This is a genomic window from Actinomadura madurae (assembly GCF_047130825.1).
GTDB lineage: Bacteria > Actinomycetota > Actinomycetes > Streptosporangiales > Streptosporangiaceae > Spirillospora > Spirillospora madurae.
This window is the reverse complement of sequence record NZ_CP083237.1, coordinates 8,924,162-8,943,018: the sequence shown is the minus strand read 5'-3', so window position 1 is coordinate 8,943,018 and position 18,857 is coordinate 8,924,162. Positions and strand designations below refer to the sequence as shown.

Annotated in this window: 16 protein-coding genes; 5 read left to right on the top strand and 11 right to left on the bottom strand. The window is 72.8% G+C overall.

Annotated elements, in window-relative coordinates:
* Positions 1–170: 170 nt before the first annotated feature.
* Positions 171–695, top strand: a complete 525-nt coding sequence (locus K8Z49_RS41795; protein WP_412516773.1) for a cysteine dioxygenase — start codon at positions 171–173, stop codon at positions 693–695.
* Between the two features lie 109 nt (positions 696–804).
* Here the strand turns inward: K8Z49_RS41795 and K8Z49_RS41790 are convergent, their stop codons facing one another.
* Together K8Z49_RS41790 and K8Z49_RS41785 are read right to left on the bottom strand one after the other, a co-directional pair.
* Positions 805–2,028 (bottom strand): hypothetical protein, encoded by a 1,224-nt coding sequence (locus K8Z49_RS41790; RefSeq protein WP_146877482.1) that lies wholly within the window; start codon positions 2,026–2,028, stop codon positions 805–807.
* On the bottom strand, positions 1,943–3,094 hold the full coding sequence (locus tag K8Z49_RS41785; RefSeq protein WP_412516772.1) for an acyltransferase family protein: 1,152 nt from the start codon (positions 3,092–3,094) through the stop codon (positions 1,943–1,945). The genes K8Z49_RS41790 and K8Z49_RS41785 overlap by 86 nt, the downstream gene beginning before the upstream one ends.
* Positions 3,095–3,240: 146 nt before the next feature.
* Here K8Z49_RS41785 and K8Z49_RS41780 point away from each other — a divergent pair, with 146 nt between their 5' ends.
* Entirely contained in the window at positions 3,241–4,008 is a 768-nt protein-coding gene (locus K8Z49_RS41780; protein WP_412516771.1) for an SGNH/GDSL hydrolase family protein, read from the top strand.
* Positions 4,009–4,047: 39 nt separating this feature from the next.
* Here K8Z49_RS41780 and egtD read toward each other — a convergent pair whose 3' ends face one another.
* The 4 genes from egtD to egtA are packed head-to-tail and all read right to left on the bottom strand — an operon-like array spanning position 4,048 to position 8,284.
* The gene (egtD, locus tag K8Z49_RS41775; protein ID WP_021598049.1) at positions 4,048–5,004 is read right to left on the bottom strand and encodes an L-histidine N(alpha)-methyltransferase; all 957 of its coding nucleotides are present in this window, start codon (positions 5,002–5,004) and stop codon (positions 4,048–4,050) included.
* 11 nt (positions 5,005–5,015) lie between these two features.
* Positions 5,016–5,753: an ergothioneine biosynthesis protein EgtC gene (gene egtC / locus K8Z49_RS41770; RefSeq protein ID WP_412516770.1), complete on the bottom strand. Its 738-nt coding sequence runs from the start codon at positions 5,751–5,753 to the stop codon at positions 5,016–5,018.
* On the bottom strand, positions 5,754–7,088 hold the full coding sequence (egtB, locus tag K8Z49_RS41765) for an ergothioneine biosynthesis protein EgtB (protein WP_250361043.1): 1,335 nt from the start codon (positions 7,086–7,088) through the stop codon (positions 5,754–5,756).
* The gene (gene egtA, locus K8Z49_RS41760) at positions 7,085–8,284 is read right to left on the bottom strand and encodes an ergothioneine biosynthesis glutamate--cysteine ligase EgtA (protein ID WP_075022105.1); all 1,200 of its coding nucleotides are present in this window, start codon (positions 8,282–8,284) and stop codon (positions 7,085–7,087) included. The genes egtB and egtA overlap by 4 nt, the downstream gene beginning before the upstream one ends.
* 263 nt (positions 8,285–8,547) lie before the next feature.
* Between egtA and K8Z49_RS41755 the strand changes: the two genes are divergently transcribed.
* Positions 8,548–9,798 carry an RNA polymerase sigma factor gene (locus tag K8Z49_RS41755; protein ID WP_412516769.1) on the top strand — a complete coding sequence of 417 codons (1,251 nt, stop codon included), beginning with the start codon at positions 8,548–8,550 and terminating at the stop codon, positions 9,796–9,798.
* Between the two features lie 104 nt (positions 9,799–9,902).
* Here K8Z49_RS41755 and K8Z49_RS41750 read toward each other — a convergent pair whose 3' ends face one another.
* Positions 9,903–11,516, bottom strand: coding sequence for an MFS transporter (locus K8Z49_RS41750; protein WP_024935878.1), 1,614 nt, complete (start codon positions 11,514–11,516; stop codon positions 9,903–9,905).
* A gap of 150 nt (positions 11,517–11,666) precedes the next feature.
* Here K8Z49_RS41750 and K8Z49_RS41745 point away from each other — a divergent pair, with 150 nt between their 5' ends.
* A complete protein-coding gene (locus K8Z49_RS41745) occupies positions 11,667–12,338 on the top strand; it encodes a TetR family transcriptional regulator (RefSeq protein ID WP_021594231.1) in 672 nt (223 codons plus the stop codon).
* Between the two features lie 104 nt (positions 12,339–12,442).
* Complete coding sequence (locus K8Z49_RS41740; RefSeq protein ID WP_412516768.1) at positions 12,443–13,867, top strand: glutamate decarboxylase; 1,425 nt, start codon at positions 12,443–12,445, stop codon at positions 13,865–13,867.
* A 7-nt stretch (positions 13,868–13,874) separates the two neighbouring features.
* Here K8Z49_RS41740 and K8Z49_RS41735 read toward each other — a convergent pair whose 3' ends face one another.
* The 4 genes from K8Z49_RS41735 to K8Z49_RS41720 all read right to left on the bottom strand — a co-directional run bounded on the left by K8Z49_RS41735 (position 13,875) and on the right by K8Z49_RS41720 (position 18,756).
* Positions 13,875–14,726 (bottom strand): hypothetical protein, encoded by an 852-nt coding sequence (locus K8Z49_RS41735; RefSeq protein ID WP_021594229.1) that lies wholly within the window; start codon positions 14,724–14,726, stop codon positions 13,875–13,877.
* A gap of 127 nt (positions 14,727–14,853) precedes the next feature.
* Positions 14,854–16,026, bottom strand: coding sequence for an acyl-CoA dehydrogenase family protein (locus K8Z49_RS41730; protein WP_412516767.1), 1,173 nt, complete (start codon positions 16,024–16,026; stop codon positions 14,854–14,856).
* Positions 16,027–17,133 carry an acyl-CoA dehydrogenase family protein gene (locus tag K8Z49_RS41725; RefSeq protein WP_412516766.1) on the bottom strand — a complete coding sequence of 369 codons (1,107 nt, stop codon included), beginning with the start codon at positions 17,131–17,133 and terminating at the stop codon, positions 16,027–16,029.
* On the bottom strand, positions 17,134–18,756 hold the full coding sequence (locus K8Z49_RS41720; protein ID WP_412516765.1) for an AMP-binding protein: 1,623 nt from the start codon (positions 18,754–18,756) through the stop codon (positions 17,134–17,136). It lies immediately after the preceding gene.
* Positions 18,757–18,857 lie beyond the last annotated feature (101 nt).

The window sequence follows — 18,857 nt, the reverse complement described above, 5'->3', positions numbered from 1 at the left end:
CTAGAGGTCGCCACCGACGAACCAGGGGACCCGTACTTGACTAATGATCGCTGAACCGGTTCACTGAAACGGTTAACTGATGCGGTTCAGTACCCCTGCCGGCGATGTCGCAGGGGATTCACGAGCGAAGCGGACCGCGACCGACGACCGTTTCGGAGAGGAGCGAACCCGTGTCTTCCGAGGTCCTGCCCCGCGCCACCGGCTTCGAGAGCCTGCCCGGCCGCCCCCTCGACAAGCGGGAGTTGCGCGAGCTGGTGGACGCCCTGGCCGAGCAGCCCGGCCTGTGGCGGCAGCACGTCGCGTTCCCGGAGGGGCGGCGCCACTACGCCTCCCTGTACCGGGACGAGCACGTGGACGTCTGGCTGCTGTGCTGGACGCCTCAGAACGACACCGGCTGGCACGACCACGACGTCTCGTCCGGGGCCGTCCGCGTCGTCGCCGGGGCCATCGAGGAGGACAACCCGCGCATCGGCGGCGAGCCCGTGCGGACCGTCGTCAATGAGGGGCGGTCGTTCTGCTTCGGCCCCGAGCACATCCACCGGCTCACAGGGGTGGACGAAACCAGCGTCTCGATCCACGCCTACTCGCCGCCGCTCGTCCGGCTCGGCCAGTACTCCATCGACGCGTCGGGCGTGATGCGCCGGATGCCGGTCAGCTACACCGACGAGCTGCAGCCACCGGCGGACCCGGCCTGAGAGTGGAGCCCCCGGCGGGCCCGACCGGGGGAGATGGGCCCGCCGGGGGAAGCACGCCCGGCCGAAGCCCGCTCACATCGGCCGGACGCCCATACCCACTCAGCGCCCCTCACTTCGGATGTGTCACACCGCCCCGAGAGCGGGGAGCGGTCACCGGGGCGGCGGCCGGAGCCGTGCGAGCGCACCACCGGTCGGTGACGGCCGCCACGGCGATGACGACGGCGAAGCTTGTGGCGGCGCCTCGCAGGAGACCCGCCTCGTAGTAGGTGTCGGTCACCAGGCGCACGGCCGCGTAGCCGGTGGCCGCTCCGGCGAAAACGGCGACGAGGGCTTGGACGGCCCAGAGCGCGATGCGGGTCCTCGCTTCACCGGCGAGCGCGTCCCGGAGAGCGCACACCGCGGCGACCAGTGCGATGACCAGTCCGGCCGCCGCGGCGATGAGCGGGGTGCCGAAGTTCACGCCGTACCGGACGGCGAGCGCCGGGACGAAGAAGAGCAGCAGCGCCCAGCGCACCCCGAAGACAACGGACGACAGGGCCGCACCGCACTCGCTAGCGCTCACCCTGGACGACGCCCAGCGCGCTCCCACAAGAACGCACAAGGCGCTCGCCGCACCCGGCAGGCGTCCGCTCGTATGGCCGAGGTTGTAGAGCAAGGCGGTGTCGTACACGGTCAGCACCAGGTGCCCCAAGGCCCAGACGGAGACCGCGAAGAGCAGCATCTGCGCGAACGACAGGGTTCTGGAATCGGCGCCCTCCTGCCTGGCCAGCCACTGAAGAAGCAGTGGGGTCGCTATGGCGGAGCACACCCGGATGACGATGTCGTCCACCGTGTAGGGGTTGTGCAGATCCCACTCGACCGTGCAGAAGACGAAGGTGTACGAGATCGACGCCGTCCACACCAGCCACGAGCCGGCCAGGCGCCGGTAGAGCCCCCGATCCAGCCACCGCAGCACCGTGCAATAAGCCAGCAGGACGAGGGGCAGTTCAAGGAACGCCTGCACCCGCAGTACGGACGGCGCCAGCAACTCCGGCAGCGGAAAGTGGTCTGCCAGGCCGCGCATGGCAGGGCCGTCCTCAAGCGCGAACCAGCCCTCCGGCAGGTATCTGGCGATGAACGAGGAGTCACCGCCGTGCACGCGCAGCACGTACACGGTGAACAGCACCTGGTTCACATAGACCAGCAGCACCACCAGGCCAAGGAAGACCTCTGGGCGAGCCCAGCCACGGGTGGAGCCGGGCGGAGGGTCAGTGGTGGCCCGCGTCAACCGGGGTGCGAGCGCGAGGCTCAGCGCCGTCGACACCAGGACCGCCCCGTCCACCCCGATCGCCATGGCCGACCAAGGTAGACGCTTGCGCGGGCGGGCGCATCGGCTCCAGCGACGCCTTGAGGCGCGCGCGCATCCACGCCGCGCCGGGACGCTCGACCAGGCGATGCACCGCGTAGGCGGCCAGCAGCGAGACCCCGACGGTCACCGCGAGCGCGGCCCACCTGCCGAGTTCCGGGTAGACCGCGTCCAGCAGCGGAAGCGCGAGCTGCGAGTGGACCAGATACAGCGGGTACGTGAGCGCCCCCAGCACGGTGAGGCCCCGCCAGCGCAGCCGGTGCAGCCGGCCGGTCGCGACGAGGATCATCACCGCGAAGATCGCCGTGATGACGGCGCCGGCCGCCGTCTCGTTCGCGCCGCGGAAGACGTGCTCGGCGCGCCAGGCGCCCCAGTGCAACGCGATCAGGTAGCACACGGCCACGTAGCCCCAGAGCAGCAGCGTCGGCCCGAACCGGTGGATCATGTAGAGCGCCATGCCCGCGATGAAGTAGCAGCTCCAGGTCGGGATCAGCATCACCTGGAGCAGATCGCTGCCGGCCTCGTCGGCGAAGATCCCGCCGAGCAGCCAGGCCGCCATGAAGACCAGGCAGGAGCGGTAGGTGATGCCGATGGCGGCGAGGACGGCGGCGAGGACGTAGAAGTGCAGCTCGACCCAGAGCGTCCAGTAGACGGCGTCGACGTTCTTCAGGCCGAGCCCGCCCTGCAGCATGGTCAGGTTCGGGACGACCAGCCCCGGAACGCCGTGCCCCAGCCGGAACACCGCGTACACGGCGCCGCCGAGCAGGACGCTCACCCAGTACGCGGGCATCAGCCGGACCAGCCTGGACACGCCGAACTCCCCTGGGCCGCGCCCCCACGCGCTCATCAGGATCACGAACCCGCTGATCATGAAGAACAGGTCGACGCCGAGGTAGCCGAACCGTGTGACCGGGGCGATCTCGGGGAACACCTCCCGTGCGGGGGCCGGCCACGCGCCGGCGCCGCCGAATCCCGTGAAGTGATAGAGCACCACCGCCAGCGCCGCCAAGAAGCGCAGCAGATCGAGTTCGCGCAGCCGTTCCCGTCGGGTCACCGCGGAACCCTCTCGCCGCCGGGTGGCCCGTCCCGGGCCGCGAAGTGAACGGCGGATGTCGTCCAGGCCGCGATCGCACATCGCCCACGGCGGCGGCGGAGGGTCAGTAAGATGCGGATGGTCTCCCGAATATTTGGTGGTTCTCCATGACATCTCGCCGCACCCGACGCGGCGCGGCGACCCTGGTGCTGTGCCTGAGCCTGGTGGCGGTCTCCGCGCTCGCGGGCTGCTCGCTGCTCGCGGAGTCGGTGCACGAGCGGGCGGCGGCGGACGGGCCGAAGAAGGACGGCGCGTCCCGCAGGGCCCCCTCGGTGGTGATGTTCCTCGGCGACAGCTACACGGTCGGGGACCGGGGCGTCGAGCCGGAGTCGACGTACGCGTCCGCGACGGCGCGGCTGCTCGGCTGGCAGGTCGTGGTGGGCGGGAGGTCCGGCACCGGCTTCGTCGTCCGGGGCCGCACGCCGTACGCGTTCCTCGGCCAGTTCGAGAGCCAGCTCGGCTGGCGTCCGGCGCCCGACATGCTGATCGTGTCCGGCGGCCACAACGACTGGCGGACCCCGGCGCCGCAGGTCGCCGCGGCGGCGCACCTGCTGCTCCAGCGCGCGAGGCAGCGCTGGCCCGGCACGCACATCGTGCTGATGGGCCCGCTCTGGGGGACGGGCACGCCGGTGCCGGGCGCGGTCGCGGTCCGGGACGCGCTGAAGAACCTGGCCGGGCAGGTCGGCGTCCCGTTCGTCGACCCGATCGGCGAGCAGTGGATCACCGGCGACCTGGTGACCGGGCAGGGCAACGCGCCGCGGCTCATCAAGAAGGACCGCACCCATCCGACGCCGGCGGGCCACCTGTACGTGGCGACCCGCCTGGCGGCGGACCTCAAGCGGATGGGCCTCGCGCACCCCGTCCGCAAGGGCTGACCCTCGGCCGGACGCGCCGACTCGGCCGGACGGGCGACCTCAGCCGGACGCGGGCCGCGCGAGGGTGAGGGAGAAGTCGCCGGCCTCGTCGGTCCAGAACCGGGCGAGCTCCATGCCCGCGGCGCCGAGCTCGGCCGCCATCCGCTCCCGCCGGAACTTGGCGGAGATCTCGGTGCGCATCTCCTCCCCCGCCGCGAACGACACCTCCAGGTCGAGGCCGCCGACGCGGACGTCCTGGTCGCGGACGGACCGCAGCCGCATCTCGATCCACTCCTCGGCCGCGTCCCAGACCGCGACATGCTCGAACGCCTCCGGGTCGAAGTCGGCGCCGAGCTCCCGGTTGATGACGTACAGGACGTTGCGGTTGAACTCGGCGGTGACGCCGGCCGCGTCGTCGTAGGCGCGGACGAGCCGTCCCGGGTCCTTGACGAGGTCGGCGCCGAGCAGCAGGAAGTCGCCGCCGGCCATGGTGGCGCGCAGCCCGCCGAGGAACCCGATCCGCTCGGCGGCCGGCATGTTGCCGATGGTCCCGCCGAGGAAGGCGATGAGGCGGCGGTCCCCGCCGGGCAGCAGGTGCAGGTGCTGCTCGTAGTCGGCGACGACCGTCCGGACGGTCAGGTCCGGGTGGTCGGCGGCGATCCCCGCGGCGGCCTCCTCCAGGAAGTCGCCGCTCACGTCCACCGGCACGTAGGCGCGGAGCGTGCCGGCCAGGGCGCCGAGGAGGAGCCGGGTCTTCTCCCCCGACCCGGCGCCGAGCTCCAGCAGCGTCCGGGCGCCGGTGACCGCGGCGATGTCGGGCGCCCGGGCGACGAGGATCTCCCGCTCCCGCCGGGTCGGGTAGTACTCCTCCAGCTTCGTGATCTCCTCGAAGAGCGCGCTGCCGCGCTCGTCGTAGAACCACTTGGGCGGCAGGGTCTTGGGCGTGCCGGTGAGCCCGTCCCGGACGTCCTGGCGGAGCGTCTTGGCGAGGTCGTCGGCGGTCAGGAACCGGTCCACGTGGTTCTCCTTCACAGCGGGTCCAGGCGCACGCCGGCGGCGAGCCCTGCGGTGACGAGCGTGCGGTCGGGGACGGGGCGCCAGCCCGGGCCGTCGTCGAGCGGCTCGGACGCGATCTGGATCGCGTCCCCGTCCTCGCGCACGAACAGGGAGTCGCCCCAGGTCGTGGCGGCCAGGGACGTCCCGTCGGAGGCGAGCAGGTTGTAGCGGCCGGGGGCGAGCGCGGTGACCGCGGCGACGGCGGCGGCGAGGCCGTCGCCGAGCGGGAGCCCCTCCCGCCAGTGCCGGACGGCGAGCGCGAACAGCGGCGCCGAGTCGACCGGGGCGCGGGCGTCGGGCACGCCGGCGACGTCCCCGGCCAGGTCCCGGAGCTTCGCCTCGACACCGTCGTAGCCCTCGATCCTCCCGTTGTGGCTGAACAGCCACGGCCCGGCGCGGAACGGCTGGGCGCACGACTCGTCCACCGGGAACCCGACCGTCGCCGACCTGATCGCCGCGACCGCGCAGGACGCCCGGACGGCCCCGGCGACCTCGCGGAACGACTGGTCCGTCCAGATCGGCTGGGCGCGGCGGAACCGCACCGGAGCCGCCTCGTCCTGGTACCAGCCGACGCCGTACCCGTCGGCGTTGAGGAAGTTCCCCTGGGTCATGCGCGGTGCGTACGCCTGGGTCTCCAGCGAGTACTTCCCCTCGTAGACGAGCGAGTGCAGCGTCCGTTCAGGCCCGAGGTAGCCCAGATGGCGGCACATCTAGCGCGCCTCCCCAGGAGTGCGGGCACACCTGAAGCCGGAGAAGATCTGCCGCCGGATGGGGTAGTCCCAGTTGCGGAACGATCCGCGTATGGCGAGGGGGTGCGTCGCCCAGGAGCCGCCCCTGAGCACCTTGTAGTCGGGCCCGAAGAAGACTTCCGAGTACTCCTTGTAAGGGAACGAACGGAAGCCGGGATAGCCGTGGAAGTCCGACGACGTCCACTCCCACACGTCCCCTAGGAGACGCCTCACCCCGTACGCGGAAGCACCCGACGCGTAGGAGCCGGTCTCCGACGGTCGCAGCGCCTTCTGCCCGAGGTTGGCGCGCCCCTCCTCGAACACGTCGCCCCACGGGTAGCGGCGTGACCGCTCCGTGGCGGGGTCCCAGCGGGCGGCCTTCTCCCACTCGGCCTCGGTCGGGAGCCTCTTCCCGGCCCACCGCGCGTAGGCGTCCGCCTCGTACCAGCACACGTGCTGGACGGGCTCGCCGGGCGGGACGGTTTCCGTCCGTCCGAACCGGCGCCGCACCCACTGCCCCCCTTCGCGGTCCCAGAAGGCGGGGGCGCGCTTGCCGCTGCGGTTGCGCCACTCCCATCCGGCGGGGTCCCACCAGCGCGGCTCGTCGTATCCGCCTGCCTCGATGAACGCGATGTAGGCCGCGTTGGTCACCGGCTCGACGTCGATGTAGTACGCGGGCAGGTCGACGATGTGCACGGGACGCTCGTTGTCGTACGCCCACGGTTCGTCCGAGGTGCCCATCTGAAACGGGCCCGCTTCGATCAGCGCCTCGTCCGCTCCGGTGCCCTCGCCCGGCGTCCGCAAAGGTTCCGCGACGGGGTCGAGCAGGGCGGGGGCGCCCTTGCGGAGCTGGTGCGTGGCCAGCATGGTCTCGTCGTGCATGTGCTCGTGCTGGACGACCATCCCGTACACGAACCCGCCCGACGTCAGCGGGTTCGCCGTGTCGAACCGCACGGACGACAGGGAGTCGAGCACCTTGGAGCGGACCGTCCCGATGTAGGCGCGAGCCTCCTCCGGCGGCAGGAGCGGCAGGGTCGGCCGTTCCGAGCGCGGATGCTCGAACGCGTCGTACAGGTCGTCGATCTCCGGGCGCATCGCCTCCTGGCCGGTGGCCGCGCGGAGCAGCCACAGCTCTTCGTAGTTGCCGACGTGCGCGAGGTCCCACACGAGCGGCGACATCAGCGGCGACACCTGCGCGGTGAGGTCGTCCTCGGCGAGGACGTCGGTGGTGAGGCCGAAGCTGCGATCCCGGACGGCGCCGAGCTCGCCCGCGATCAGTTCTTTCAAGGCCGCCTCGTCGGCGGTCGGCGAGCTCATGTCGGATCCTCCAAGGAGAGAGACGGGCGGTCGTCGGCGGGGCAGCGTCCCCGCTCGACGTACCGGTGGGCGTACTCCTCGACCAGCGGGACGAGGCCGGGCGCGCCGAGCCGCGGCAGCGCCTCCAGCGCCGCCGCGAAGCACGCCGCCGCGGCGGCGGCCAGCGACGCGTCGGACAGCCCGCACCGGGCCGCCTCCGCCCACAGGTGCGCCACCGGTTCGGCGGCGGCCTCGGCGGCGCGCGACGCGGCCGGGTCCTCCAGCAGGGCGGTGGCGACCGCGACGGGGACCGGCCAGTACGGGCCGGGCAGCGCGTCGATCATGCGCAGCTCCAGCCAGCCGCGCGGGCGGACGGGCGGGAACAGCGTGGACAGGTGGTAGGTCAGGTCGTCCTCGCCGGGCTCGCCCTTGTCGAGCCACTCCAGGAACGACATCCCGGGGTCCGACACCCACTCGCCCTCGGCGGTGTGGACGAGCATGACCTGGGCGTCGAGCGCGTACCGCGTCCACGCCTCGGCCGGGTCGCCGTCCGCCCCGTCCCGCAGGACGGGCAGGGTGCGGCACGGGTCCAGCTCGGTCCAGATGGCCTGCCGGGACGAGCGCATCCCGGTGCGGCGGCCGGCCCGCAGCGGCGAGTTGGCGAACGCGGCGACGAGCACCGGCCCGAGCGCGTGCACGAGCCGCCAGCGGCGGGCCGCGTCCCGGGCGTCGGCGCCGATGTCCAGGTTCACCTGGACCGACGCGGTCGAGCACATCATCGCCAGGCCCGCGTCGCGAAAGCCCCCCGCGCGGAAGTAGTCGCGCATGCAGGCGTAGCGGGGATGGTCGGCCTGGAACCGGGGCCGCCGGACGGGGTCGACGCCGTGCCCGGCGAGCGCGAGCCCGGCCGGTGCGAGGGCGTCCTGGACGTGGGCGATGTCGCCGCCGAGCGCGGCGTGCAGGGCGCCCAGCGTGCCGAACGGGGCGGAGCTGAGTTCGAGCTGCCCGCCCGGCTCGTAGGTGATCCTGCTTCCGCCGGACGGCGGCCCGGCCTCGTCCACGAGCGTGCGCACCCGCTCGCGCGGCACGTACGCGGCGGGGTCGGCGGTATCGACCACGAACCACTCGGTCTCGGCGCCGACCGTCCCGGGTGGGCCCGTCTTGAAGCAGACACCGCGAATGTGCTGGTAGACGCCGTCCACCGTCAGCCGGGTCACCGTTGACTCCTCACGTGAATCGATCACGGGTTCGAATCCTTCCCTGCTGAACCGGATCAGATATCCGCCGCTTTTCGTGAACTTTCTTAAATCTCCGTGAACGTCACTGTCCGCCCTTGTCTCGGCTACCTTCCGTGCTATTCGACGTCACGTCCGATCCCAGACTTCTCACCGGTTGATCCGAGGCGCTAGAGTCCCGACAGCCAGCGGTATGCACCATTTGTCGGACTGCTGGCGAACCCGGACGGGGAACGGGAGGTCACATGCGCGGGGACCTGGACTCGCTCTACGACGCCCACGCCGACCGCCTCTACGCGTACTGCTGGTCGCTCGTCGGAGACCGGCACGCGGCGGCGGCCGTCGCCGACACCTTCAGCGCGGCCGTGCACCAGCCGCCGCGCGGCGACAGCGTGCTGTGGCTCTACTCGCTCGCCCGGACGACGTGCGCCGAGCGCGGCGCGTTCACCGGCGAGCTCGGCGGGCCCACGGTCGACGGCCGCGGCGGCCCGCTGTTCGCCGGCTCCGACCCGCTGCTGCGCGCCGCCGCCGCCCTGCGCTCCGACCACCGCGAGGTCCTGCTGCTGTGGGCGGGCGAGTGGCTCGAACCGCACGACATCGCCCGCGTCCTCGGCGTCGCGCCCGACACCGTGGCGCAGCTGCTCAACGCCGCCCGCACGCGGCTGGAGCGGGCCGTCCTCGACATCCTGATGCGCGGCACCGCGCAGCCGCGGCTCGACCTCATCACCGCGTTCGAGAAGGGCAGGCTGCCGCGGCTGCTCGCCGGGACGGCCCCGTCCCGCGCGCCGCGCTGGCTGCGCGCGCAGGTCCTCGCCGCCTGCGAGGCGGAGGCCACCCGGCCGCTGCCGAGCGTCTCCGCGCCGAGCCCGCTCGTCGTGATCGGCCCGCGGGCCGAGGACCGCCCGAAGCGCGGGCTGTCCGCCGGGGTGTCCAAGGGCTTCGGCGCCGCCGCGGGCGTCGCCGCGTCCGCCGCCGCCGTCATCGGGCTGCTGGTGTCCTGGCCCGCGGCCAAGGGCGGCGGCGCCTCGTCGCTGGTCCCGACCGCGAGCAAGGGGCAGACGCAGCCGGCGTCGACGCAGACCCACGGCGTCCCGCAGAGCCCGCTGCCCGGCCTGCCCGGATCCGTAACCCCGGAGAGCGGGCCGAAGAACCCGGTCGCGGGCGCGTACGAGAGCCCGCCGCAGGAGGCCGGCGGCGCGCCGGGCGGCGGCACGGCCGCGGCGCCGCCCGCGACGTCCCCGCCGCCCGCGCGGGAGAGGCCGCCGGCGTCCACCACGCCGTCGAAGCCGCAGCCGCCGACCACGCCGCCGGACGAGACGCCGACCACGCCCCCGGACTCGCCCTCGGACCCGACCACCCCGCCGCCGGACGACGGCTCGGCCGACCCGACGACGCCGCCGCCGAGCGGCACCCCGACCGACCCGCCCCCCGGCGACCCGGGGACACCGAGCCCGAGCCCCACGTCCAACCCGGCGCCGCAGCCGGGCCAGGGCTGACCGGGCCGGCGCGCCGAAGCGCGAGGCGCCGCCGCGGACGGCTTCCGCGACGGCGCCACGCGCGCCATGAGGTCGGCGTCTTCCGAGGCGGACGCCCGGGGAGGTCAGACGGCGGCGCCGCCCTCGACCGGGGACGTCCCGCGCCGGACCAGGAGCGCGGCGAGGATCGCGGCGAGCGCGACGGCCCCGGCGACGGTCAGGGACGTCTGGAAGCCGTCCATGAACGCCAGGTGGCTTCCGGTCGTGATGGCGTCGGCCGCCTCGGGCGGGGTGCCCGGCGGGACCGGCGCGACGCCCTGCGAGACGAGCCCGCCCTGGCCTTCGAGCTGGCGCGCGGCGGCCCCGGGGAGCCCGGCGTCGGTCAGCCGCCCGAAGAGGACGTCCCCCACCTTGGTGGACAGCAGCACGCCCAGCACCGACGTGCCGAGGACGCCGCCGACCTGCGCGGCGGTCTGCTGGAGGCCGCCCGCGACGCCCGCGAGGTGCGCGGGCGCGTTGCCGACGATGGCCTCCGTCCCGGCGACGATGACCAGCCCGAACGCCAGGCCGACCAGCACGAACCACGGCCACAGCTCGATGTAGGGGGCGTCCACCCCGATGCGCGACAGGCCGAACAGCGCGGCCGCGGTGAAGGCCATGCCGAGGGCCAGCGGGACCCGCGGCCCGAACCGGGAGGTCAGCGCGCCCGCCACCGGGGACGCGACGATGAACACGCCGGTCATCGGCAGCATCCGGACGCCGGCGTCCACCGGGCTCATGCCGTGCACCTGCTGCAGGTACAGGGTGATGAAGAAGATCGTCCCGAACATCGCGAAGAAGCCGAGCACGATGAGGCCGGTCGCCGCCGACAGCGACACCGAGCGGAACAGCCCGAGCGGCAGCAGCGGACGCTCGACCCGCAGCTCGTTCCAGACGAACCCGGCGAACAGCACCACGGACGCGGCGAACGACACGAGCGGGACGGTGTCGTCGAACCCGTTCTCGCCGGCCTTGATGAGGCCCCAGACGAGGGCGAACAGCGCGCCGGTGAGCAGGGCGACGCCGGGCAGGTCGAACGAGCCGGCGGCCTCCTCGTCCTTGGACTCGCGGATCACCCACAGGCCCACGGCCAGCGCGATCAGCCCGAGGGGCGCGTTCAGGAAGAAGACCGACTCCCAGCTGACGTTCTCCACGAGCAGCCCGGCGACGATCGGGCCGCCCGCGATCGAGATGCCGACCGTGGAGCCCCAGATGCCGATCGCGGCGTTGAGCCGCTCGGGCGGGAACGTGTTGCGCAGGAGGGCGAGGCTGGCGGGCTGCAGGAGCGCGCCGGCGAAGCCCTGCACGACGCGCCAGAAGATCACCATGCCGAGCCCGCCGGAGAGGCCGATCAGCACCGACGACACGGCGAACCCGATCACGCCGGCCAGGAACGTCCGCTTGCGCCCGAAGCGGTCGGCGATCTTGCCGGCCGGGATCAGCGTGACGGCGAGCGCGAGCAGGTAGGCGTTGGTGACCCACTGCAGGCCGGACAGGCTCGCACCGAGGTCCTTGGCGATCGCGGGGTTGGCGATGGACACGACGGTCGCGTCCAGGCCGACCATCATCACGCCGAGCGCGACGGCGATGAGCGTGAGCCAGGGATGCCCGTGCCCCGGTCTGCCGGGGCGTCCGCGCGCTTGGCCGCGCGGCGGGATCTTGACGGCGTCGAGGGTCTCGGCGCCCGTGGGGTGAGTCATCTTCGACCTCCGGATAGGCAGAGCCCCAAAGTGTCATGAGATGACACTTGTCGTCAAATGCCGATAGTCGTGCCAAGACATGATTCATATCACGACATTGGTCGCGCTCTGTCGCTTGGCGGGCGCCCGCCGGCTGGTTACACTTCGCCCATGACCGCGACCGCCCCCGAGACCGGCTCCACCGGCCCCGGTCCCCAGCCCCCGGGCAGGCGCGAACGCAAGAAGCAGCGCACCCGAGAGGCGCTCGTCGACGCCGCGTTCACCCTCTTCGCCGAGAAGGGGTTCGACGCGACCACCGTCGAGGAGATCGCCGACGCCGTGGACGTCTCGTCCCGTACGTTCTTCCGCTACTTCGCCTCGAAGGAGGACGTCGCGCTCACCTTCCAGGAGGAGCAGACCCGCGCCGTCATGGCGGCGCTGGCCGAGCGCCCCCCGGACGAGCCGATCATGACCGCGCTGCGGCACACCGTGGTGGAGATCGCCCGCGCCTGCGAGGCCGGCGAGCTGGGCTTCGAGCCCGGCCGCTTCGAGTGCATGCTGACGATGATGAGCGACAGCCCGTCGCTGATGGCGGGCAGCCTGGAGCACGCGCAGCGCAAGCAGGCGCTGCTCGTCGAGATCATCGGCCGGCGGATGGGCCTCGACCCGGACGAGGACCTGCGCCCGCACGTCGTCGCCGCCGCCACGACCTGCGCGTTCCAGGCGTCCGCCGACGTCGCTTCCCGCCTCGGCGGGAAGTTCTCCACGCTCTCCGAGACGGTCGACCAGGCCTTCGCGATCCTGGAGAACGGCCTGAACGAACCGTCCCGTCCGGCCGGCTGACCCGGCGCTGACCAGCGGCGGTCCTACCGGTGTGGCGCGGTGCGCCGCGGGTACCCCCTGCGGATCCGGGGGCGTCCCGTCCCCGCACGCGGGAGGGCGGCGACATGGCTCCGCAGCATCCGCGCGACGCCGGGTCCGGCGGCCGTGACCTGGAGGTCAACCCGGTCTTCAGCCGGGAGCCGCTGACGATCCCCCGGTACGCGCTGCCCGCCGGGGAGCTCGACCCCGGCACCGCCTACCAGATCGTCCACGACGAGCTGATGCTGGACGGCAACGCGCGGCTGAACCTCGCGACGTTCGTGTCCACCTGGGCGGAGCCGGAGGCGCTCCGGCTGATGGCCGAGTGCGCCGACAAGAACATGATCGACAAGGACGAGTACCCGCGCACCGCCGAGCTGGAGATGCGCTGCGTGCACATGCTCGCCCGGCTGTGGCACGCCGCGGACCCGCGCCGGGCGGTGGGCTGCTCGACGACCGGGTCCAGCGAGGCCGCGATGCTCGGCGGGCTGGCGCTCAAGCGGCGCTGGCGCGAGCGGCGGCGCGCCGCGGGCGAGCCCGCGGACCGGCCGAACCTCGTCATGGGCGTCAACGTGCAGGTCTGCTGGGAGAAGTTCGCGAACTACTTCGAGGTCGAGCCCCGGTACGTGCCGATGGAGGGCGACCGCTTCCATCTCGGCGCGCGGGAGGCGGTGGAGCTGTGCGACGAGAACACCATCGGCGTGGTCGCCGTCCTCGGGTCCACCTTCGACGGGAGCTACGAGCCCGTCGCCGAGATCGCCTCCGCGCTCGACGACCTGGAGGCGCGGACCGGGCTGGACGTCCCGATCCACGTGGACGGGGCGTCCGGGGCGATGATCGCGCCGTTCCTCGACCCCGGCCTGGTGTGGGACTTCCGGCTGCCGCGGGTGGCCTCGATCAACACCTCGGGGCACAAGTACGGGCTGGTCATGCCGGGCGTCGGCTGGGCGCTGTGGCGGGACGAGGACGCGCTGCCCGCCGACCTGGTCTTCCGCGTGAACTACCTCGGCGGGGACATGCCGACGTTCGCGCTCAACTTCTCCCGTCCCGGCGCGCAGGTCGTCGCCCAGTACTACGCGTTCCTGCGGCTCGGCTTCGACGGGTACCGCCGCGTCCAGCGCACCTGCCGGGACGTCGCGACGCGGCTGGCCGCCGAGATCGGCCGGCTCGGGCCGTTCGAGACGCTCACCGGCGGCGACGAACTCCCGGTGTTCGCGTTCCGGGTGCGGGAGGACGCCGGCTGCACGGTCTACGACGTGTCCGCCGCGCTGCGCGAGTGCGGATGGCTCGTGCCCGCCTACACGTTTCCCGAGAACCGCACCGACCTCGCCGTCCTGCGCGTCGTGGTGCGCAACGGGTTCGGGCACGACCTCGCCGACCTGTTCCTGGACGACCTGCGCCGCGCCCTGCCCCGGCTGCGCGCCCAGCAGGGCCCCGGACGCGACGCGAGCGAGACGACCGGATTCGCCCACGGCGCCGAGCCCAAGAAGGCGCGGGCCCGGAAGATCTGAGGGGCGGTCAGGCCATCCACTCGCCGATGCTGTCCCAGTACATGTTGAGCATCCGCTCGGCCATCCGGCGATCGCTCAGCTCGCCCGCCCGCGCGGCGACCGACCGCATCAGCGCGAACCCGCCCTCGGCGTTGAGGCGGTGCCCGATGGCGCGGATCTCGACACGCTCGGCGAGCCCTTCCGGCGGCGTGCCGCCGTCCAGCAGGCCGTCGACATAGCGGAGGTCGTGCCAGCGCTCCCGGTCCTCCTCGCCGAGCCCCTTGTACGCGCGCTGGGCGGCCGCCACGAGGTCCACGAGACGGCGGGCCGTGCGCTCGTCCTCGCCGACGGCCTCCGCTTCGAAGAAGGCGAGCCGATCCTCGGGGCAGGTCGCGCGCAGCAGCTCGATCGCGCGGTTCGCCTGGGCCGGCGAGTGGCCCGAGGACACGATCCCGCGGTTCAGCACGACATTGAGCACCACGGTCACGCCGTCGTCGGTCATCTGCCACACGGCCCCGGCGGCCTCCTCGGCCACCGGCGAGTCGATGACCAGATCGGCGACCGTGACCGCGTGCGGCGTGACGTCCTCCAGGTGCGGGGAGCGCAGGGTCTGGACGACGACGTCGCGGTCCGGGTGGTGCAGCAGCGCCATGACCCACATACGGCGCAGGCTCTCGTCGTCCCCGCCCGCGTAGTCGTTGAACTCCGCGTCGTCCGGCCAGAGCGACGGCATCGGGCTCTGGTCGAGGAAGGAGCCGACGTCCACCACCGCGGGGACGCGGATGGGCTTGCGGTCCCAGATGTCGGCGGTCCAAGCACCGCTGAGCAGCAGGGTGCCGTCCTTGTCCGGCTCCCGGTCCCGCTTCCTCCGCCAGAACACGCTGCACCTCCTGCGAGTGACCGCCCGGATTCATTGCGTCAGTGCGTAGATGATCGCATTTCTTCCGGTGGAGTGCAGCCCGTACCGTGATCGCCGCGTCACACCCAGCTGACTCCGGGGCGCGGCATCAGCGCGGCGCCCGGGGCAGGCCGAGGCCGATCATCGCGATCAGCTCGCGCTGGATCTCGTTGACGCCGCCGCCGAAGGTCAGCACCAGGGCGCCCTTGGCCAGCCGGTCGAGCGCCGTCATGAACGCGGCCGTCTCCGGGTCGGCCGGATCGCCGTAGCGGGCGAGGACGGTGCCGACGATCCGGCCGACCTCCTGCATCCGCTCCGAGGAGTAGATCTTGGTGGCGGACGCGTCGGCGGCGCCGAGCCAGCCGAGGTCCTGGTTCGCGGCGACCTGCCAGTTGAGGATCTCGTTGACGCGCAGGTAGGCGTACACCTGCGCCACCGCGCGGCGGACGGCGGGCTCCTCGATCAGCGGGCGCCCGTCCCGTCCGGGGGTGCCGCGGGCCCAGCGCTCGAAGCGGATGTAGGTGTGCCCGATGTTGCCCGCCGGGCCCAGCGTGACCCGCTCGTGGTTGAGCTGGTTGACGATGAGGTCCCAGCCCTTGTTCTCCTCGCCGATGAGCATGTCCGCGGGGACGCGGACGTCCTGGAAGTACGTCGAGTTCGTGTGGTGGGCGCCGTCCATCGTGATGATCGGCGTCCAGGAGAACCCCGGGTCCTCGCAGTCCACGATGAGCATCGAGATGCCCTTGTGCTTCTTGGCGGCCGGGTCGGTGCGCGCCGCGAGCCACACGTAGTCGGCGTGGTGCGCCCCGGAGGTGAAGATCTTCTGGCCGTTGACGACGTAGTGGTCGCCGTCCCTGACCGCGGTGGTGCGCAGGGCCGCGAGGTCGGTGCCCGCGCCCGGCTCGCTGTAGCCGATCGCGAAGTGGCACTCGCCGGCCAGGATGCGCGGGATGAAGAACTCCTTGTGGGCCTCGGACCCGTACTGCAGGATCGTCGGCGCGACCGAGTTCAGCGTGATGAGCGGGTAGGTGACCTCGGCGCGCGCGATCTCGTTGGCGAAGATCGTCTGCTCGACCGGGCCGTAACCCCGCCCGCCGTACTCCTTCGGCAGCGCGACGCCGAGCATCCCGTCCCGTCCGAGCCGCTTGCAGTGCTCCAGGTAGGCCGGGCCGAACGGGTCGGCGAGGATCGCGGCGCGCTGCTCGGCCGTCAGGCAGTTCTCGAAGTACTCGCGCAGCTCGGCGCGGAGCTTCTTCTGCTCGTCGGTGAGGTCGATGAACATTCAGGCCTCCTGGGCGATCAGGGCGCCGAGCGCGTCGAGACGGTCTTCCCCGCCACCGAGCAGGTGCGCGCAGTGCTTGCCCCAGGCGAAGTAGCGGTGCAGCGGGTAGGTGACGTCCAGACCGATGCCGCCGTGCAGGTGCTGGCAGGTGTAGAGCGCCTTCACCACGGGGTCGCACGCGTTGTAGGCGGCCACGGTGAGGACCTCCTCCGCGTCGTCCGCTCCTTGCGCGAGGCGCCACACTCCCGCCCACACGGCGACGTCCAGCGCGCGCTTGGCGATGTAGACGTCCCCGATCTGCATCGTGACCGCCTGGAACTGCGCGAGCGCACGGTCGAACTGCTCGCGCGTCTTCGTGTACTCCTTCGTCAGATCCAGAGCGCCTTCGATGACACCGGACGCGACGGCCACCGCGCCCGCGACGGCCGAGCGGCGCAGCGTGTCCCAGGCCGCGCCGTCCGCCGAGCCGCCGAGAAGGGCGTCCGGGCCGACGCGGACGTCGGCGAGGGCCACGCGCGACAGCGGTTCGGACGTCGCGGACGGCTGCTCGCTGATCGTCACGGCGGAGGGCTCGACGAGGAAGACCCCGATGCCCGCGCCCTCGACACGCGCCGGGATCAGGATCCGGGACGCCTCCCGCGCGTACGGGACGAACGTCTTCACGCCGTCCAGGACGTATCCGGCGCCGTCCTCGCGGGCCGTCGCGGCGATGCCGCCGGCCGGTCCGACCTCGCGGTACGCGCCCGTCAGGATCGTCGCCCCCTCGGTCAGCGGGGCCAGCAGGGCGCGCTGCTCCGCCGTCCCGTGCGCCGCGATCGGGGCGGCCGCGAGCGCGAGCGACGCGTACACGGGCACGGGCGCGACGTGGAGGCCGGCCTCCTTGAGGATCACCGCCAGCTCGACCGGGCCGAGCCCGGCGCCGCCGGCGTCCTCCGGCAGGACGACGCCGAGCAGCCCCGCCTGCGCGAGGGCCTTCCACGTCACGTCGTCGTAGGGCGCCCCGCTCCGCTCGAACGCCTCAAGGCGCTCCCGCGTCGACTCGCGCGCGAGCACGTCCGCCGCGAGCCCCCTGATCTCTTGCTGGGTCTCGTCGAGGTCGAAGTCCACTCATCCGCTCCCTTCCAGGAGGTGCAGCCGGCCGCGCCGCTCGAACTCGGCCCGCAGGCCCGCCGCGTCGTCCGCGGTCATCGGGCGGTAGTCGAGGTCGCGGCCGGGCCGCCACCACACCGGATCTCCGGTGCGCCAGCCCTCCCGCACCAGCCGGCGTTTGAGGATCTTGTTGGAGGCCGTCGCGGGCAGCTCCCGCGCCACCCGGACGTAGCGGGGCGGCCACTTGGGGCTCATGTCGGCGCGCCCGCGCAGGTAGGCGGCGAACGCCTCGGGGTCGAAGGCGTCGGCGGCGACGGCGAGCATCACCTGGTCGCCGGACGCCGCGTCCGGCACCCCGTAGACGGCGAGCTGCCGGACGCCGGGCAGCTCCGCCAGAACACGTTCCACCTGGACGGCGCCGAAGTTCTCGCCGTCCACGCGGAGCCGGTCGGCGCTGCGCCCGGCGAAGAAGACGTACCCGTCGGCGTCGGCGTAGGCGAGGTCGCCGCTCCAGAACATGCCGTCGCGCAGGCGATCGGGCGCGTCCTCCTTGTAGTAGCCGTCGAACAGGCCGAGGTCCCCGGTCTTGACGAGCTCGCCGATGGCCTCGTCGCCGTTCACCACGCGTCCGGCGCCGTCGAACCGCGCGGGCGGGCAGGGCCGGCCGGTCGCGGGGTCGAGGATCGCGATGCCCTCGGTCAGCCTGCCGAGCGCGCCCTGCGGGCCGAACGGGTCGGGCGCCAGCGAGATGGCGGTCTCCGTCGAGCCGTAGCCGTCGATGACGAAACAGCCGAAACGCTCACCGAACGTCTTCTGCTCCAGCGGAGCCGCCTCGTTCCCGAACGCGAACCGCACCGGGTTGTCGGCGTCGTCCTGTTTCGCCTGCGTGGCGAGCACGTACGACAGGGCCTTGCCGACGTAGTGCAGGTAGGTGCACCCGTGCTCGCGCACGTCGGGCAGAACCGACGACGCCGAGAACCGGGCGCGCAGCACCAGCTCGGCACCGGCGACCAGGGCGGGCGCGTACGCGGCCATGACGGCGCCGGAGTGGAACAGCGGCATCGGGCAGTAGACGACCGACTCCGGGGTCAGCATGCGCTCGGCGAGCACCTCCCCCGGCACGACCACCTTCCGGTGGGTGACGCGGACGGCGCGGGGCCGTCCGGACGTCCCGGACGTGAAGATGAGCATCAGCAGGGTGGCGGGGCTGATACCGGAGATGTCCGGAATCGGAGAACCCTCGAAGGGCGCCAGCAGCTCATGGAAAGCCTCGATGTCCAGCACGGGAGGCCCGAGCGCGGCGGCCCGCTCGGCGTGGCGCGGCTGGGCCACCACAAGATCGCAGTCGGCGCGCTCGGCGTCGCCCGCCAGCTCGGCGGCGCTCCGCGTCGGGTTCAGCGCGACCACCACCGCGCCCGACAGCGCCGCCCCGCCGAGGAGGAACACCAGCTCGGGAAGGTTGTCGAGGAGCACCCCGACATGGACGGGACGCTCCGCGCCCGCCCGGCCGCCCATCCAGGCGGCGCGGGCCGCGCACTCGGCGACGACCTGCCGCCACGTCCAGGCGCGTCCGTCGTCGGCGGAGCGCAGCCCCGGGCGGTCGTCGTCCGCCCTCGCCTCCAGCAGTGTCGCGACGCTCACGCCACCACCTCCCGCGGCAAAAACTAGAACAGATTCTAGTCTCTGTCCAGAGCTCTGATCATCCGTCTTCCCGCCCCGATTGGCCTGGACCACTGGTGCGT

Bases quoted from the DNA above. Each gene is read 5' to 3' on its own strand.
- K8Z49_RS41750 (WP_024935878.1), bottom strand. From the start codon at position 11,516: ATGACTCACCCCACGGGCGCCGAGACCCTCGACGCCGTCAAGATCCCG.
- K8Z49_RS41740 (WP_412516768.1), top strand. From the start codon at position 12,443: ATGGCTCCGCAGCATCCGCGCGACGCCGGGTCCGGCGGCCGTGACCTG.
- K8Z49_RS41745 (WP_021594231.1), top strand. From the start codon at position 11,667: ATGACCGCGACCGCCCCCGAGACCGGCTCCACCGGCCCCGGTCCCCAG.
- K8Z49_RS41730 (WP_412516767.1), bottom strand. From the start codon at position 16,026: ATGTTCATCGACCTCACCGACGAGCAGAAGAAGCTCCGCGCCGAGCTG.
- egtB (WP_250361043.1), bottom strand. From the start codon at position 7,088: ATGAGCTCGCCGACCGCCGACGAGGCGGCCTTGAAAGAACTGATCGCG.
- K8Z49_RS41790 (WP_146877482.1), bottom strand. From the start codon at position 2,028: ATGGCGATCGGGGTGGACGGGGCGGTCCTGGTGTCGACGGCGCTGAGC.
- K8Z49_RS41755 (WP_412516769.1), top strand. From the start codon at position 8,548: ATGCGCGGGGACCTGGACTCGCTCTACGACGCCCACGCCGACCGCCTC.
- egtC (WP_412516770.1), bottom strand. From the start codon at position 5,753: ATGTGCCGCCATCTGGGCTACCTCGGGCCTGAACGGACGCTGCACTCG.
- K8Z49_RS41780 (WP_412516771.1), top strand. From the start codon at position 3,241: ATGACATCTCGCCGCACCCGACGCGGCGCGGCGACCCTGGTGCTGTGC.